The sequence below is a fragment of the Pseudomonas sivasensis genome, assembly GCF_013778505.1.
In the GTDB taxonomy this organism is placed as follows: Bacteria; Pseudomonadota; Gammaproteobacteria; order Pseudomonadales; family Pseudomonadaceae; genus Aquipseudomonas; species Aquipseudomonas sivasensis.
On the sequence record NZ_JAAOWU010000005.1, the window covers coordinates 259,142 to 275,931 of the forward strand.

Consider the following 16,790-nt stretch of genomic DNA (forward strand, 5'->3'; position numbering starts at 1 on the left):
GATGCGCCCTCGAAATACAGAAAACAGGGACTTGCCACCCGGAATGGTGCGACGCAAGCGCCCTCGTAAGAACGGCAAAGTGTGGGTCGGGTACTACTACAGAGACTCGATAGGAAAAGAAATCTCGCTTGGCGGAGACTTGAGTAAAGCCAGATTGAAGTGGGCAGAGCTTGAGGCCAAGGAAAAGCCAGCTGATCTGACGATGATGAAGGGGATCTTTGATCGTTACGTCCGCGACGTCATCCCGAAAAAAGGAGAGCGTACCCAGAAAGATAACCTGGCCGAACTGAAACAGCTTCGCCCCACCTTCGATGGCGCTCCCATCGACTCGATCACCCCAGCAAACATCGCGGGGTATCGAGACGCACGCACTGCCAGGGTTAGGGCCAACCGGGAAATTGCCCTTCTCTCTCACGTGTTCAACATGGCACGCGAGTGGGGCCTTACGGAGCGAGAGAACCCGTGCCAAGGCATCAGAAAAAACAAAGAAGTGCCACGCGACTACTACGCCAATGCAGTGGTTTGGGATGCGGTTTATGGAATGGCAGGGCCGGAACTCAAGGAGGCCATGGATTTGGCCTACCTGACCGGCCAGAGGCCCGCCGATGTGATCATCATGCGTAGCGACGACACTGAGGGAGACTACTTCCTGGTTACCCAGGGTAAGACCGGGCAAAAACTTAGGATTCTGATGCGGGCAGAAACGGGAGAAAACAGCCTCGGGAAATTGGTTAGAGAGATAACCGAAAGAAATGCACACCACTCTTCCAAGTACCTACTGATCAATAAATATGGAAAAAGGATGACGAAAGGCATGTTGCGCTTGCGCTGGGACAAGGCGCGAGAGAAAGCGCAGCAGAATGCGTTGGAACAGGGCGACCCTATGCTCGCCGCGAAGATTGGCGGGTTTCAGTTTCGAGACATTCGGCCCAAGGCAGCATCAGAAATCATCGACATTGGCGACGCGAGTCTGCTGCTGGGGCACAGTAAGCAGGAGATCACCAAACGGGTGTACAGGAGGATTGGAGCCACCGCCAAGCCCTCCAAATAAGCAAAGTTTCGGAACGCCTACCCGAAAGTTTCGGAACGCCTGTCAAAAACCGTCACACCTTGCCCAAACCCCAGAAACACAAAAGCCCCGCAATCGAGGGGCTTTCGTATGAATCTTGGCGGGAAACCAGGGATTCGAACCCTGGGAACGCTATTAACGTTCGCCGGTTTTCAAGACCGGTGCATTCAACCACTCTGCCAATTTCCCTTTTGCGTCACAGGATTATAGTAGGTCATCCTGTCTCAGCGGGCGCCATAATACCCGAATGAAACACACTGTCAAACTCTCGCCATCGCTTGTTACAGAGCGTCTGTTATGATCTTTGCGACTGAACGTTTCAAAACCGAAGGAGTGTCGCCATGCGCGAACAGAATTACGCAGTGAATGGTAACGCGCAGGCTGAGCAGCTTGAAGTCAGCCGCGTGTTGCGCAACACCTATGGCCTGCTCGCCCTTACCCTCGCATTCAGCGGCGTGATGGCGTTCGTAGCGCAGCAGATGCGCGTCGGCTATCCGAATATCTTTGTCGTGCTGATTGGCTTCTATGGTCTGTTTTTCCTGACCAACAAGCTGCGTGACTCGGCCTGGGGCTTGGTGTCGGCGTTTGCCTTGACCGGTTTCATGGGCTTCATCCTCGGCCCGATCCTCAACCGTTACCTCGGCATGGCTGGCGGAGCGGAAGTGGTCAGCTCGGCGTTTGCTATGACGGCCCTGGTATTTGGCGGTCTGTCGGCCTACGTGCTGATCACCCGCAAGGACATGAGCTTCCTGGGCGGCTTTATCACCGCAGGCTTCTTCGTATTGCTGGCGGCGGTGGTTGCAGGCATGTTCTTCCAGATCAGTGGCCTGCAACTGGCGATCAGCGCGGGGTTTGTGCTGTTCTCCTCGGTGTGCATCCTGTTCCAGACCAGCGCCATTATCCACGGCGGTGAGCGCAACTACATCATGGCCACTGTTAGCCTGTATGTGTCGATCTACAACCTGTTTATCAGCCTGTTGCAGATCTTCGGCATCATGAGCCGCGATGACTGATTGTTAGCCGAATAAAAAATGCCCCGCATCGAAAGATACGGGGCATTTTTATTTTTTACTTACTAGGAGCAAGGCATCAGTACTGGTTGGGTTCCATTTCCAGTTCGACCTTGAAACGCTCAACGATATCCTTTTGGATACGCTGGGCCAGGTGCGCAATATCATGCCCTGTGGCGTTGCCATAGTTGACAAGCACTAGCGCCTGCAGCTTGTGCACGCCCGCGTCACCCTCACGAAAGCCCTTCCAGCCGGCCTTGTCGATCAGCCAACCGGCGGCAAGCTTCATGTGCCTATCCCCCTGGGGGTAGGCCACCAGGTCCGGATACTGCGCTCGAAGTTCTTCAGCCAATGCCCTGGTCACCAGCGGATTCTTGAAGAAGCTGCCGGCATTGCCCAGTACTGCCGGATCTGGCAATTTTTCGCTGCGAATGCTGCAAATCGCGCGACTGACATCGCTTGGCGTCGCGTCAGTGATGCCCTGCCCTGCCAGGCGCTGTTGTACCGGACCATAGTCGAGTTTGAGGTGGCTGACGCGGCTCAGGGCAAAGCGTACCCGCAGGATCAACCAGCGTCCGGTTTCGTGCTTGAACAGGCTGTCACGGTAGGCAAAGTTGCATTCTTGCAGGCTGAAGTCCCGTAGCTCACCGGTGTAACGATCCAGTGCGGTCAGGCCGGCAAATACATCCTTGATCTCCACACCGTAGGCGCCAATGTTCTGCATGGGGGCAGCCCCAACGGTCCCAGGGATAAGACTGAGATTCTCCAGACCGCAAAAGCCCTCCGCCAATGTCCAAAGTACAAATGGGTGCCACGCCTCGCCCGCTTCGGCTTCAACCACCACATGCACGCCGTCATCGTGCAGCACGCGAATGCCCTGGGTGGCCATACGTAGCACCAACGCAGGTATGTCCTGGGTCAGCAGCAGATTGCTGCCACCGCCAATCACCAATAAGGGCAACGCTTGTGCCGAAGCGTAAGCCAATGCCTCTCGCACATCGGCGTCGCTGCTGGCCTCGGCATAAAGCCAGGCGCGCACGTCGATGCCAAAACTGTTGAATGGCTTGAGCGAAACCTGCGCATGCACTTGCAAGGTCATAACCGCCCCTTCAATTCGATCACCAATAAATCACAGGCCCGCTCGATCAGGTCCAGCACCCGCTCGAAGCCTTGCTCGCCCTCGTAATACGGGTCTGGCACGTCGTCCACTTCCGAATGGTAGCGGCGCAGAAACAAATCCAGTTCGGCCTTACCCTGCCCTGACTGTAGCGCCTTGAGGTTACGCAGGTTGCTGCTATCCATCGCCAGGATCAGGTCGTAACGCGCAAAGTCAGCACGGGAGACCTGCTGGGCACGCTGGGCCGACAAATCGTAACCGCGGACCAACGCTGCACGCTGGCTGCGCTGGTCCGGCGGGTTACCGACATGCCAGTCGCCGGTGCCAGCAGAAGCTACCTCGACCTGTCCGGCCAGCCCGGCTTCGCGCAATTTATGGCGCAGGACGCCTTCAGCGGTGGGCGAGCGACAGATATTGCCCAGGCAGACAAACAGAACCTCCATCAGGCCCCCAGCAGGCGACGGACGCGCTCAAGGTCTTCCGGGGTATCGACACCGGCAGGCGGCGCTTCCAACGCATCGCCTACGTGAATACGCACGCCGTGCCACAGGGCCCGCAGTTGTTCCAGGGATTCGGTATTTTCCAACCAGCACGGTCCCCAACTGACGAAGTCATGCAGGAAACCGGCGCGGTAGGCATAGATGCCGATATGCCGGCGGTACGGTACGCCCTCCGGCAACACGTCTCGGTTCTTGGCAAAGGCGTCACGTGCCCAGGGCAAGGTGGAACGGCTGAAGGTCAACGCCAGGCCATTCACATCACTGACCACCTTCACCACGTTCGGGTTGAACAGGGTTTCAATGTCGTGAATCGGCTCGGCAAGGGTGGCCATGCGCGCTTCACCATGGGCAGCCAGGTTGGCGGCCACCTGGTCGATCACGCTCGGCGGAATCAACGGTTCGTCGCCTTGTACATTGACCACGATGGCGTCAGGCGCCAGACCAAGCTGCGTGGCCACTTCGGCCAGGCGGTCGGTGCCGGAGTTATGGTCTTCGCGGGTTAATACCGCTTCGGCGCCGAAGCGTTTGCACGCGTCAATAATGCGTGGATCGTCGGTCGCTACAACCACCCGATCAGCGCTGCTTTTACAGGCCTGTTCCCACACCAGCTGGATCATCGGCTTGCTGCCGATCAATTGCAGCGGCTTGCCTGGCAGGCGGGTCGATGCGTAACGCGAGGGAATGACAACGGTAAAGGCGGTGGTCATTTATCCAGGCGCTCATCGGTGGTCAGGGTGCGGGCTTCGCTTTCCAGCATCACCGGGATGCCATCACGGATCGGATATGCCAGGCCCGCGCCTTTACTGATCAGCTCGGTTTTGTCGGCGCTTAGCTTGAGCGGGCCTTTGCAGATCGGGCAAGCAAGGATATCGAGCAGTTTGGTGTCCATGAATATTTCCTGGAAAGAAGTGTTTTAAGGCAAGAGACGGGCGGGCAACAAGCGCGTCAGCTGCGTGTCGAACCACGCGACGAACGCCGGTGACGGCACCGCATCCACCGCAAGGTACCACCAGTCGGGCTGGGCAAAGGCGCGGCACTTCACCGCGTCCTTCTCGGTCATTACCAGCGGCAATGACGGAGTAAAATTCAAGACTTCGGCGCTGTAGGGCGCATGGTCGGCAAACGCATGGGGTATCGGTTGCCAGTGTAGCGTTTCAAGGGTGTTGAAGAAACGTTGCGGGTTGCCGATACCGGCGACCGCGTGCACCCGTTGACCTGCTTGAAAGTACTCCACCGACTGGCGTTCGCCGGTATACAGATTGACGAGTGCCGTAGGCTGCAGGCGGAAGGCAAAGCCATCGTCGCGATCTGATACTGCGCCGTTATAGAGCAGCGCATCTACACTCTGCAGGCGCTCGACCGGCTCGCGCAACGGCCCGGCCGGGAGGCAACGACGATTACCAAGGCCACGGGCGGCGTCGATCAACACCAGTTCCAGGTCACGGGCCAGGCGATAGTGTTGCAGACCATCATCGGAAAGAATCAGGTCCAGCGGCTCGCTGGCCAACAGTGCCTTGACCGCACGGCTGCGATCGGGATCGATCATCATGGGCACGCCGCAACGCTGCACGATCAACAAAGGTTCGTCACCCGCCACTTCGGCGCTTTGGCTGGCCTCGACGCGCCATGGCAGTTGCGCAGGCTTGGCGCCGTACCCTCGACTGACCACACCTACACGCAAGCCATTGCGCCGACAGTGTTCGATCAACCACAGGATCAACGGCGTCTTGCCGGTGCCGCCTACGGTGATGTTACCGACCACCACCACTGGCACGGGCGATTGATAAATGTCGCCCTCGCCCGCCACGAACCGCGCGCGTTTGCGCTGCACTACGCGGCGATACAAAGACTCCAGCGGCCGCAATAACGCGAGCGCCGGATGCCCCTCGTACCAGGCCTTGAGCAAACGATCGGACATGGACATCAAGGTTGGCTCGCCGCCTCGACAGTGCTCATGCGCAGATGGCTGAAACCGAGCTTGCCGGCGGCGTCCATCGCGGTGATAACGGCCTGGTGCTGGGTCTTGCCATCGGCACTGATGGACAACGGCATCTTGGTGTCTCCTCCGGATTCTTTCTCCAGGGCGACCATCAGGCTGTCGAGATCGTTTTTCTCCAGTAACTGGTTATTCACCGAGAACGCGCCGTCGGCGCTGATGGCGATGTCCAGTTGCTTGATTTCCTGGTCTTCCGCCGGCGAACCACTCACCGCTTCCGGCAAGTCGACACGCAGTTCGGTCTGCCGGGTGAAGGTGGTGGTGACGACAAAAAACAGCAGCAGGATAAATACCACGTCGATCAGCGACGCGAGGTTGATATCGACATTTTCCCGTTGCTTGCGGCGAAATTTCACGCTTTGCCCCCAACCAGGTCCACATCACGGTCGCCTTGCACCACTTCCACCAACTTGATGGCCTCCTGCTCCATGCCGACCACCAGCTCATCAATGCGCCGCTGCAGGAAACGATGGAAGAACACCGCAGGAATACCGACCATCAAGCCTGCTGCCGTGGTAATCAGGGCCTTGGAAATCCCCCCGGCGAGCACCGCCGCGTTGGTGGTCATGCCCGACCCCATGAATGAGCTGAAAATATCGATCATGCCCAATACCGTTCCCAGCAGACCGAGCAACGGTGCCATGGCAGCGATGGTGCCGAGAGCATTAATGTAGCGCTCCAGTTCATGAATAACCCGGGCGGCGGCCTCTTCAATGCACTCTTTCATGATCTCGCGGCCATGCTTGGAGTTAGCCAAGCCCGCGGCGAGGATTTCGCCCAAAGGCGAATCAGCGCGCAATGCCTTGAGTTTTTCCTTGTCCAGTTGCTTGTTCTTGATCCAGCCCCAGACCTGCCCCAATAGATGCTCGGGCGTGACTCGACTGGCGCGCAGGGTCCACAAGCGTTCGGCAACGATGCCGAGTGCGGCGATGGAGCTCAAGATAATCGGCAACATCATCCAGCCGCCGGATTTGACCAATTCCCACACAGTGAATGTCCCCTCGAAAAAGTGCGCCACTTTACCATACAGGTTCGGCAACGGGGTTCGTCAGCCATGGCTTCGCCTGTCGTAGGCTCCAGCCTTATAGTAACGTCGAATTACGGTAACGCTTCGCGCCAAAAACGGCGTTGACTACGCGCAACAATGGGTGGCAGGAAAGCCCCCAATTGCAAGCGCACCGCTCCATGCTCAGCACTGTCATATAACTGGCTGCCCAGCGCCTGGTAGCGCTCAACCACCTGTGGATGAGGATGGCCGAACGCATTGCCACGCCCACGGGAGATCAGCACTGACGTGGGTGCCAGCCGCCGTAGAAAAGGCCAGGATGACGAACTCCGGCTGCCATGGTGAGGGGCTTGCAGCCAATCGGTCCGCACGGCCAGTGGTGAGTCGAGAAATGCCCGTTCGGCGGCGCGATCAATATCCCCGGTGAGCAATAGCCGTTCACCATTGGCTTGGACCTGCAGAACGCAAGACTTTGGATTGCCATTAATAGCCTCAGACCACTGCCACAACTCGAATGACACACCGTCCCACTCCCACTGTTCGCCACTGATACATGGCTGGGCTCCGAGAAACGCTGGCAACCCTTCGGTTTCGCCGCCCACGACCCGCTTGATCGGCACCCCTCGGGCAACAGCCGCTGCCCCACCGGCATGATCGGCATCAGCGTGACTAAGCAACATCATGTCCAGTGACTCGACGCCGAGTTTTTTCAGCGACGGCAATACCACACGAGCCCCAAGATCAACTGTGCCAGACCGCAGGCCGGCGTCGTAAAGCAACGTGTGATGCCGGGTACGCAGAATCAAGGACTGCCCCTGCCCCACATCCAACTGCACCACCTCCACACGCCCATGGGGCACCGGCTCACGCGGTGGAAAGACTGCCAACAGCAACATAGGCCAGCCCAACAGCCGAAACGGCACGCCTTTGGGCAGCAACAACAGCACCGCACCCATCAGACTGATCAGCCAGTAACCCAAGGGCACATCGGCAGGTATCCACGCGGGCACTTGCCCTGCGAGCCATGCCAGACCCAGGAACAACGCATCCAACGCCCCACCCGCCAGCCACAGCAAGCCCTCCCCCAAATATGGCAGCGGCAGCATGGCGGTCCCCAGCAACGCCAGCGGCAACACCACAAGACTGATCCAAGGCACGGCCACCAGATTGGCCAGCGGCGCACTGACGCTGATGGGCAACCCGAGCACCAACAACACAGGAAGCAGGCCAATGGCAATAAACCATTGAGGACGCGTCCAGGCCTGCCAGACACCCCACGGCCCCAGGCGCCCGCCGAAAGCCAGGATCAATACGGCAACAGCCGTAAAAGAAAGCCAAAACCCCGGTTGCAGGCTGGCCAATGGTTCAAGGATCAGTACACCATTGAGCGCCAGCAACAACGGCCACCAGAACCCCAAATGACGGAAGCGCAAACGCCACAGCAGCATCAGGCCCACCATGACGCAGGCCCGCTGGACCGGCACACCGAACCCCGCCAACAGGCCATAACCCAGCGCGGACGCAAACGCCAAGCCACACGCCCACGGCAGCCATGGCCACATTCGAGGCCAGAAACCGTAGCGTGCCAGTAACGCGACCAACCCGTAGATCAGCCCCGCCAGCAGGCCGATATGCTGGCCGGAAATCACCAGCAGGTGCACCGTGCCGGTGTCCTGCAACACCTGCCAATCCTCGGCTGCCAGCCCGGAACCGTCCCCCAGCACCAAAGCTGCCAGGCCCGCCTCGCGACCTTGAGCGTCGACGGCAATCAACCGTTGGCGGACCGTGTCGCGCCAGGCATGGCGGGCCGGCGACAGGCGCTCACCGTCTTTTACCGAGCCAGTGGCGCCAATGCGTTGGGCCAGCAACCATGCCTCTTGATCAAAACCGTGAAAATTTAGCAGCCCGGACGGCCGCTTAAGCGTGACTGCCAGGCGCCAGCGCTCCCCGCTGCGTACCTCGGGCCCACCGTGCCAGGACACACGGATGCGCTTGGGCAACCGGGCGTTACGCGACCGGCTGTCGGCCAGATCGAAACGCACCCCGGTGCCGGTCTGTTGTGGCAACCCAATGACGCGCCCCTCCAACCATCGCGTCTGGCCATCGAGCGCCGGTGGCAGGCGATCATCCAGCGCCCATTGCGCACTGATGCACGCCCAGCTCAAGCCCAGCAGGAAAAACGCCAAGGGAGACGTACGAAATGGCAGCAGCATCAAAACCAGCACCAGCATGGCTATCAGCCATCCAGTGGTCGGTAACTCAGGTAGGAAACGCAGGGCAAGCAAGCCCAGCGCCAGCGCGAACATCCCTGTCTTCATGAATCATCCTTTTCAAGTGATCCACTCAGTCTTAGCTGGGTGCTCGGTACGTCCTATGATGTTTTGTCACAAAGTCTGAATTTTCTGTTTATAGAATGCGGGCATACTTGCCCCTCGAACTGACCTGGACCCCTTATGCCACGGCGCTTATTCAAACGGTACATGCCCGACCCCACCAGTATCAGGGAACACAAGTCATTACAGTTTCTTGGCACGCTGCTGCATGACCCGAACCTCTGGCATCTGAATCGGCACTCAGTGGCGCGCGCCATGGCGGTGGGTCTGTTCGCAGCATTTATCCCCATTCCGTTGCAGATGCTATTGGCTGCGGTGCTGGCAATTACCGTGCGCGGCAATATGCCCATCGCCGTCAGCCTGGTTTGGCTGACAAACCCGATCACGATGCCAGTGGTATTTGTTTGTACTTACATGACCGGCGCCTGGTTGATGAACGTGCCCCCGCGCAGCCTGCCCGATGACTTGACCTGGGAATGGATCAGCGGCCAGTTGAGTACGCTGTGGCAACCCTTCTTGCTCGGCTCAGTGGTGTTGGGGCTGGTGCTGGGCGCATTGGCCTATTGCCTGACGATGGGCTATTGGCGCTGGTGGGTCGCGCGCCAATGGAAGAAGCGCAAGCTGCGCCGGGGCTGAGCCCTAGCGCGCCGGTAACCGCAGGTGTACACGCAGGCCCTGACCGGTGTTTTGCGCCCACAGGCTGCCGTCCTGACGCTGAACGGCATTGCGCGCGATGCTCAGGCCCAGGCCGAAACCACCATCACCGGGCCGCGAGCCGTCCAAGCGCGTGAACGGCGCAAAAATCCGCTCCAGATCACGCTCATCAATCCCCCCGCCCTGATCCTCCAACCACAGGTGCCAGTACTCCCCATCGCGTCGCCCATCCAGACACACAACCCCGTTCTCCGGAGAGTGGCGTATGGCGTTGCGCAGGATATTTTCCAAGGCCTGGGCCAGGGCGTTTAGATTACCGCGCACCCAACAGTCAGCGCCCAGCAGGCACGGCAGTCGCGATGCGGACCAATCGCTTTCAAAGCAGGCATTCTCCCGCAACATGTCCCACAACGCCTGTACCTGAAGATCCTCCTTGGGCAGTGGCGCCCGCTCGGTGTCCAGCCAGGCCAGCTGCAAGCTGTCTTCCACCAGGCGCTGCATAGCGTCAATCTCTCGGCCCAAACGCTCACGCAACTGAGCAAGATCCTGCTCGCTGTCGCAGGCCACGCGCAAGCGGCTCAACGGAGTGCGTAGTTCATGGGACATGTCCCGCAGCAGTTGTTGTTGCAATACAACAGTGCCCTGCAAACGCTCAGACATGTGGTCAAACGCACGGCCCAACTCGCCCAATTCGTCCTGTCGACTGGTGGCGTCAAGGGGCATCCGCGTGTTCAATTGATCGGCACGCCAGGCATTGGCCTGCTCGCGCAGTTGATTGAGAGGCATGATCAGCAGCCGGTACAGGCCGACGCACAGCAACAAGGTAAAGAGGCCTGGAATCACACCATTGGTCACCACGCGCCAGACAACTTGATAACGCCCCGGCATAAAACGCTGTGGCAATTCAATGACCAGCGAACCGGCACCCGGATCTACCGCAAACGGGATCTTGAGCCACGGCAAGCCCTTGACGTGGCGGCTGACCGGCCAATCCAGGCCCCGCAAGAACGTCAGGCGCTGGCTTTCCGTAGCGGTCAGTGGATAGCTGCTCAACGACTGCAAGTCGTTGCCTATTACGCCGATCCACGTGCTTTCCTGTTTGCCCATCGCCTGCAGCCACGCATCAACACCGGCATGGCCGCCACGGTTCCAGGCCTGCTCGGCGCTCACCGCATAACCACTCAGCGTGACCCTCGCCTCGTCGGACAAATACGCGTTCTTTTGCTCCATGTACCGGCCCCAGGACCAACTAAGCCAGATCATCAGCAAACAGAAGGCAATCAACAGGCAGGCGAGCTTCCAAAATAATGAATGTTTGCCCGGCAGCCGTTTCAGCGCCCTTTCAAAGCCCATCGTCGTGACCACTGAGCACATAGCCCTTGCCCCACACCGTGCGCACTTCGCGCTCGCTGTAGCCGATCGCCTTGAGCTTGCGACGGATCTGGCTGATGTGCATGTCGAGGCTGCGGTCATGGGGCGCATAGCCGCGCTGCAACACATGTTGGTAAAGGAATGCTTTGCTGAGGACTTCTTCAGTGTTGCGGTGTAGGGTTTCCAACAGGCGGTATTCGCTGCGGGTCAGGCCTGCCCAGTGTTCCTGATGAAACACATCGCACAGCTCATCGTCGAAACGCAGTGTGCGAGCATCCCCACGCACCGGCGCAAGCGTCGGCAGCGGGCGTCGATCCAGGGCCACCCTGCGCAGGATGGCTTCGATGCGCACGCGCAACTCGACCATGCTGAACGGCTTAGGCAAGTAGTCATCGGCGCCCAGGCGAAAACCGCTGACGCGATCGGCCTCGGCACCCAATGCCGACATCAGGATTACCGGGATCGAATGACTCTGGCGTAGATGAGTCAAGATCGACAAACCATCCAGCCCCGGCAGCAGGATATCCATCAACACCAGGTCGAACGCCTGTTCGCGCGCCATCGCCAGCCCTTGCTGGCCGTTCTGGCACCAGGTGACCTGGAAGCCACAGCGCCCCAGATGCTCGTGGACATAGGCGCCCAGCACGGGATCATCTTCGATGGTCAGGATATTGGGTAGGCCAACTGCTGCGGGATTCATTAGCGTCTGCAAGTCATTCTCAATCGCTGATTATTCAAGATTACCCTGGCGCAGGCAATCGCTACGGGGCCAAACGAGCCGAAGATTGCCCTCTCTCAACAATTTGCGAGATTCCAGGCCGTGCAAATGGCTACACTGCGCAGGTGGCGCGGGCCGGATGCCGGCGCGGAAGATTGATTTCAGTGTGGTAGCAGGAGAGTGGCGTGCTTAGAAGAATGGGGATAAAAGGCCGCGTACTGTTGCTGAGCTTATTACCGACCAGCCTGATGGCCTTACTGTTGGGGGGCTACTTCACCTGGATGCAACTCTCGGAGTTGCAGACCCAATTGCTGCAGCGCGGCGAAATGATCACCGAGCAATTGGCGCCTCTGGTGGCTCCTGCTTTAAGCAGCAAGAACACTGACCTGCTGGAGCGCATCGCCACTCAATCCCTGGAACAACTGGACGTGCGCACCGTGTCGTTCCTTGCGCCGGACCGTACGCCCCTCGCCCACGCTGGCCCGACCATGCTCAACCAGCCGCCGGCCGGCAACAGCTCTCACCTGCTGCAACGCACCGACAATGACGCCACGCGCTATCTGCTGCCGGTGTTTGGCCGCCATCGCAACCTTGCCGGCGACTTGATCCCCGATGAAGCCGACCGCCTCTTGGGCTGGGTCGAAGTAGAACTGTCCCACAACGGTATGTTGCTGCGCGGCTATCGCAGTCTGTTCGCCAGCCTGCTGTTGATCGCCATTGGCCTGATCTGCACAGCAGCCCTGGCGCTGCGCATCAGCCGCACGATCAACGAGCCGATTGGCCTGATCAAGCAAGCAGTGGCCCAGCTCAAGGACGGCAACCTGGAAACCCGCTTGCCTCCTTTGGGCAGTCAGGAACTGGACCAACTCGCCTCAGGCGTCAACCGCATGGCCGAAACCCTGCAAAACGCTCAGGAAGAGTTGCAGCACAGCATCGACCAGGCCACCGAAGACGTGCGCCAGAATCTGGAAACCATCGAAATCCAGAACATCGAGCTGGACCTGGCTCGCAAAGAAGCGCTGGAGGCCAGCCGTATCAAGTCCGAGTTCCTGGCCAATATGAGCCATGAAATCCGCACACCGCTCAACGGTATCCTCGGCTTTACCCACCTGCTGCAAAAAAGCGAGCTCACACCGCGCCAGTTGGATTACCTGGGCACTATCGAAAAATCCGCCGACAACCTGTTGGGCATCATCAACGAGATCCTCGACTTTTCGAAGATTGAGGCCGGCAAGCTGGTGCTCGACAGCATCCCGTTCAACCTGCGGGATTTGCTGCAAGACACCCTCACCATCCTCGCCCCCGCTGCCCATGCCAAGCAGTTGGAGCTCGTCAGCCTGGTGTACCGCGACACGCCGCTAGCACTGGTGGGCGACCCTCTGCGGCTCAAGCAGATCCTGACCAACCTGATCAGCAACGCCATCAAGTTCACCCGCGAGGGCACTATCGTGGCCCGGGCGATGATCGAGGAAGAACAGGAAGACAGCGTGCAACTGCGCATCAGCGTGCAGGACACCGGCATCGGCCTGTCCAGCCAGGATGTGCGGGCTTTATTCCAGGCGTTCAGCCAAGCCGATAACTCTCTGTCGCGCCAGCCGGGCGGCACCGGGCTTGGCCTGGTGATTTCCAAGCGCCTGATCGAGCAAATGGGCGGTGAAATCGGCGTCGACAGTACGCCGGGCGAAGGGTCGGAATTCTGGATCAGCCTGAACCTGCCCAAAACCCGCGACGATATCGAAGACCTGCCCTGCGCGCCGCTGCTGGGCCATCGCGTGGCAGTACTGGAAAACCACGAACTGGCGCGCCAGGCCTTACAACATCAACTGGAAGACTGCGGCCTGGAAGTCACGCCGTTCAATAGCCTGGAAAACCTGACCAACGGCATCACCAGTGCCCATCAGACCGAGCAAGCCATCGACTTGGCGGTGCTCGGCGTCACCGCCAACGACATCCCGCCCGAACGCCTCAACCAGCATCTTTGGGACCTGGAACGCCTGGGTTGCAAAGTGCTGGTGCTGTGCCCAACCACGGAACAGATGCTGTTCAACCAGTCGGTGCCCAACCCCAACAGCCAGTTGCAGGCCAAGCCGGCATGCACCCGCAAGCTTCGCCGCGCCCTCTCCGACCTGATCAGCCCGCGCCCGTCGCGCAGCGAACCGGGCGAGCCGCTGTCCAGCCGTGCGCCGCGTGTGCTGTGTGTCGACGACAACCCGGCAAACCTGCTCTTAGTGCAAACGTTGCTGGAGGACATGGGCGCCCAGGTACGTGCGGTAGAAAGCGGTTATGCCGCAGTCGACGCGGTAAAACAGGACACCTTCGACCTGGTGCTGATGGACGTACAAATGCCTGGCATGGATGGGCGCCAGAGCACCGAGGCGATCCGCCAGTGGGAAAGTGAGCGCCATGGCACACCCTTGCCAGTGGTCGCCCTTACCGCCCACGCCATGGCTAACGAAAAACGCGCCTTGCTGCAAAGCGGCATGGACGATTACCTGACCAAACCCATCAGCGAAAGACAACTGGCCCAAGTGGTGTTGAAGTGGACCGGCCTGGCCTTGCGCAACCAAGTGCCTGAGCGTGTCACTGAAGGTCTGGGCCCAGGGGTGCAGTTGCCGGTTCTGGACCATGAGGAAGGCCTACGCCTGGCCGCGGGTAAAACCGATCTGGCGGCTGACATGCTTGCCATGCTGCTGGCCTCCCTGGAAGCCGACCGCCAAGCCATTCACATCGCCCGCGACGCCAAGGACAACCTGGCGCTGATCGAACGCGTCCACCGCTTGCACGGCGCCACCCGCTACTGTGGCGTACCGCAACTGCGCGCCGCCTGCCAGCGCGCCGAAACCCTGCTCAAGCAGGACGATGCCAAGGCGATGACCGCGCTGGACGAACTGGACATGGCCATCGCGCGATTGGCCAGTGAAGCACGGGTCAGTGTCTGACCCTATTTCATGGCGCTGACCCACTGACAAATTGCAGGGAGCTTTTCAATGCGCGTGATTCTTTTCAGCAGCCAGACCTACGACCGCGATAGTTTCCTCGGCGAGCCACTGCCACCTGGGCTGGAACTGCAATTCCAGCCGGCCCGACTCAATCTCGACACCGTGGCCCTGGCCGAACACCACGAGGTGGTCTGCGCCTTTATCAACGACGACCTCAGCGCCCCGGTGCTGGAACACCTGGCAAAGGGCGGCACCCGACTGATTGCACTGCGCTCGGCGGGTTACAACCATGTCGACCTCGCCGTCGCCAAGCGCCTGGGCCTGACGATCGTACGGGTACCCGCTTACTCGCCCCATGCGGTCGCCGAACAAGCCGTAGCGCTGATCCTCGCACTCAACCGCCGCCTGCACCGTGCCTACAACCGCACCCGCGAGGGTGACTTCAGCTTGCACGGTCTTACCGGTTTCGACCTGGTGGGCAAGACTGTCGGTGTTGTCGGCACAGGGCAGATCGGCGCGACATTCGCCAGGATCATGGCCGGGTTCGGCTGTGAGTTGCTCGCCTACGACCCCTTCCCCAATCAACAGGTGCAGGCAATGGGCGCGAAGTACGTGAGCCTGCCCGAGTTACTGGCCCAGGCGCAGATCATCAGCCTGCACTGCCCGCTGACCGCCGACAGCAAGCACCTGATCAACACCCGTTCCCTGTCGCACATGCAGCCCGGCGCGATGCTGATCAATACTGGCCGTGGCGGCCTGGTGGATACCCCGGCATTGATCGAAGCCCTCAAGGACGGCCAACTCGGCTACTTGGGGCTGGATGTCTATGAAGAAGAAGCCCAGCTGTTTTTTGAGGACCGCTCGGACTTGCCCCTGCAAGACGACGTGCTCGCACGCCTGCTGACCTTCCCCAACGTGATCATCACCGCACACCAGGCGTTCCTTACCCGCGAGGCCCTGGCGGCCATTGCCGGCACTACCCTTGCCAACATTGCTGCATGGGCCGATGGTCGGGCGCAGAACCTCGTCGAAGGATGATCAGCGGTCACATAGCAAGCTCATGATGAGCAGGCACCCGTGATAGGATGCCGCGCCTATTTGGAGGATCCATGGCCGAACACGATTTCCGCTTCAGCTTGCTGAGCCCGCAACACACCCTAATCGAATGCCGAGCCCTAGTGCCGGGCCGTTACCAAGTCACCGGCAACGGTGGTTCGATCAAGCATGGCGATGTCCTGATCGTCACCCTGCGCGGCAGTAAAACCCTGTCGATGCGCCTGACCGTTGAAGGTGACGCGCGCTACTCCATCCGCCCGGCGGGCCAATGGGTCGCCATGGCTCAAGGGCCGAAATTCGGCGAGTTGGAGATTCACACTTGGAAGGTCAACTGCGACAGCTGCGACACCGTGCTGGAGTTTGAATTCGCGGTAGAAACCAAGCTGACCAAAGAACCGCTGCAGCCTGCCGCCAACGCGCGCATCAAAGAGTTGGGCTGGGCCAGTGAAGGCGACAAGCACCGCTGCCCGAAATGCCAGAAGGCTGCGCAATGAAAGGCCTGCTTCTGCTCGCCGCCGTCGGCGTGGCCTTGAGCGGCTGTGCCGGTGATGCGGTCAAGCTCAAGCAGGATCACAGTTACGTGGTGGAGTGGATTGGTGAGCGGCCATTGATGGACTACGCACACCTGACTGTCACCCTCGGCGCCGATGGCCGCGCCTACGGTAATGGCGGCTGCAACCACTGGTTTGCGCCGTACACGGTCGATGGCGACAAACTCAGCTTCGGCAAAATCGGCAGCACCCGCAAGCTCTGCGCCGAGGCCTTGATGGAGCAGGAGCATCGCTTCTTCCAGGCCCTGCAAAGCGTACAACGCTGGGACATCTCGCCGATCGAGCAGACCCGCTTCTGGCCGGCCGAAGGCAAGCCGATTCGCCTGTGGCTGGAAGAAGGCTGATCACGCTGCTTGCGGTCCAAATGTGGGAGAGGGCTTGGCCCCGATGGCGGTGTAACAGTCAACGGATGTATTGACTGAAACACTGCAATCGGGGGCAAGCCCCCTCCCACATTTGATTTGAGTGGT

General features: G+C 59.8%; 17 protein-coding genes and 1 tRNA gene. 7 read left to right on the forward strand and 11 right to left on the reverse strand.

Translation table 11 applies throughout. The annotated features are described in order from the left end of the window. Position 1 precedes the first annotated feature (1 nt). Positions 2–1,051 carry a tyrosine-type recombinase/integrase gene (locus G9Q84_RS12060; protein ID WP_181643395.1) on the forward strand — a complete coding sequence of 350 codons (1,050 nt, stop codon included), beginning with the start codon at positions 2–4 and terminating at the stop codon, positions 1,049–1,051. Between the two features lie 116 nt (positions 1,052–1,167). On the opposite strand, the gene G9Q84_RS12065 is transcribed toward G9Q84_RS12060, so the two are convergent. After that, a tRNA-Ser gene (locus G9Q84_RS12065) sits at positions 1,168–1,258 on the reverse strand. Between the two features lie 152 nt (positions 1,259–1,410). Between G9Q84_RS12065 and G9Q84_RS12070 the strand changes: the two genes are divergently transcribed. Continuing rightward, positions 1,411–2,082 (forward strand): Bax inhibitor-1/YccA family protein, encoded by a 672-nt coding sequence (locus tag G9Q84_RS12070; RefSeq protein WP_003174664.1) that lies wholly within the window; start codon positions 1,411–1,413, stop codon positions 2,080–2,082. A 76-nt stretch (positions 2,083–2,158) separates the two neighbouring features. Here the strand turns inward: G9Q84_RS12070 and murB are convergent, their stop codons facing one another. From murB to G9Q84_RS12110, 8 genes are all read right to left on the reverse strand, one after another. Beyond that, on the reverse strand, positions 2,159–3,178 hold the full coding sequence (murB, locus tag G9Q84_RS12075) for a UDP-N-acetylmuramate dehydrogenase (protein ID WP_181643396.1): 1,020 nt from the start codon (positions 3,176–3,178) through the stop codon (positions 2,159–2,161). Then, on the reverse strand, positions 3,175–3,639 hold the full coding sequence (locus tag G9Q84_RS12080) for a low molecular weight protein-tyrosine-phosphatase (protein ID WP_095184458.1): 465 nt from the start codon (positions 3,637–3,639) through the stop codon (positions 3,175–3,177). The genes murB and G9Q84_RS12080 overlap by 4 nt, the downstream gene beginning before the upstream one ends. Next, on the reverse strand, positions 3,639–4,403 hold the full coding sequence (gene kdsB, locus G9Q84_RS12085; RefSeq protein WP_181643397.1) for a 3-deoxy-manno-octulosonate cytidylyltransferase: 765 nt from the start codon (positions 4,401–4,403) through the stop codon (positions 3,639–3,641). The genes G9Q84_RS12080 and kdsB overlap by 1 nt, the downstream gene beginning before the upstream one ends. Further along, entirely contained in the window at positions 4,400–4,585 is a 186-nt protein-coding gene (locus tag G9Q84_RS12090) for a Trm112 family protein (RefSeq protein WP_003174668.1), read from the reverse strand. The genes kdsB and G9Q84_RS12090 overlap by 4 nt, the downstream gene beginning before the upstream one ends. A 24-nt stretch (positions 4,586–4,609) precedes the next feature. After that, positions 4,610–5,620, reverse strand: a complete 1,011-nt coding sequence (gene lpxK / locus G9Q84_RS12095; protein ID WP_181643398.1) for a tetraacyldisaccharide 4'-kinase — start codon at positions 5,618–5,620, stop codon at positions 4,610–4,612. Continuing rightward, the gene (locus tag G9Q84_RS12100) at positions 5,620–6,048 is read right to left on the reverse strand and encodes an ExbD/TolR family protein (RefSeq protein ID WP_181643399.1); all 429 of its coding nucleotides are present in this window, start codon (positions 6,046–6,048) and stop codon (positions 5,620–5,622) included. The genes lpxK and G9Q84_RS12100 overlap by 1 nt, the downstream gene beginning before the upstream one ends. Next, a complete protein-coding gene (locus tag G9Q84_RS12105; protein ID WP_032890033.1) occupies positions 6,045–6,680 on the reverse strand; it encodes a MotA/TolQ/ExbB proton channel family protein in 636 nt (211 codons plus the stop codon). Before G9Q84_RS12105 ends, G9Q84_RS12100 begins: the two co-directional genes overlap by 4 nt. Before the next feature lie 110 nt (positions 6,681–6,790). Beyond that, a complete protein-coding gene (locus tag G9Q84_RS12110) occupies positions 6,791–9,016 on the reverse strand; it encodes a DNA internalization-related competence protein ComEC/Rec2 (RefSeq protein WP_242461429.1) in 2,226 nt (741 codons plus the stop codon). Positions 9,017–9,151: 135 nt separating this feature from the next. On the opposite strand from G9Q84_RS12110, the gene G9Q84_RS12115 reads away from it, so the two are divergent. Further along, positions 9,152–9,667 (forward strand): DUF2062 domain-containing protein, encoded by a 516-nt coding sequence (locus tag G9Q84_RS12115; protein ID WP_032889645.1) that lies wholly within the window; start codon positions 9,152–9,154, stop codon positions 9,665–9,667. 3 nt (positions 9,668–9,670) lie between these two features. On the opposite strand, the gene G9Q84_RS12120 is transcribed toward G9Q84_RS12115, so the two are convergent. Next, the gene (locus tag G9Q84_RS12120; protein WP_032889646.1) at positions 9,671–11,038 is read right to left on the reverse strand and encodes a sensor histidine kinase; all 1,368 of its coding nucleotides are present in this window, start codon (positions 11,036–11,038) and stop codon (positions 9,671–9,673) included. Continuing rightward, on the reverse strand, positions 11,028–11,756 hold the full coding sequence (locus G9Q84_RS12125; protein ID WP_032889647.1) for a response regulator transcription factor: 729 nt from the start codon (positions 11,754–11,756) through the stop codon (positions 11,028–11,030). Before G9Q84_RS12125 ends, G9Q84_RS12120 begins: the two co-directional genes overlap by 11 nt. Before the next feature lie 203 nt (positions 11,757–11,959). Between G9Q84_RS12125 and G9Q84_RS12130 the strand changes: the two genes are divergently transcribed. The 4 genes from G9Q84_RS12130 (at position 11,960) to G9Q84_RS12145 (ending at position 16,664) form a co-directional block, all read left to right on the forward strand. After that, the gene (locus G9Q84_RS12130) at positions 11,960–14,713 is read left to right on the forward strand and encodes a response regulator (RefSeq protein WP_032889648.1); all 2,754 of its coding nucleotides are present in this window, start codon (positions 11,960–11,962) and stop codon (positions 14,711–14,713) included. Positions 14,714–14,761: 48 nt separating this feature from the next. Next, positions 14,762–15,751, forward strand: a complete 990-nt coding sequence (locus G9Q84_RS12135) for a 2-hydroxyacid dehydrogenase (RefSeq protein ID WP_181643400.1) — start codon at positions 14,762–14,764, stop codon at positions 15,749–15,751. A gap of 71 nt (positions 15,752–15,822) precedes the next feature. Continuing rightward, on the forward strand, positions 15,823–16,263 hold the full coding sequence (locus tag G9Q84_RS12140) for a hypothetical protein (protein WP_032889650.1): 441 nt from the start codon (positions 15,823–15,825) through the stop codon (positions 16,261–16,263). Continuing rightward, positions 16,260–16,664, forward strand: a complete 405-nt coding sequence (locus tag G9Q84_RS12145) for an META domain-containing protein (RefSeq protein ID WP_181643401.1) — start codon at positions 16,260–16,262, stop codon at positions 16,662–16,664. The genes G9Q84_RS12140 and G9Q84_RS12145 overlap by 4 nt, the downstream gene beginning before the upstream one ends. The last annotated feature ends 126 nt before the right edge of the window (positions 16,665–16,790 follow it).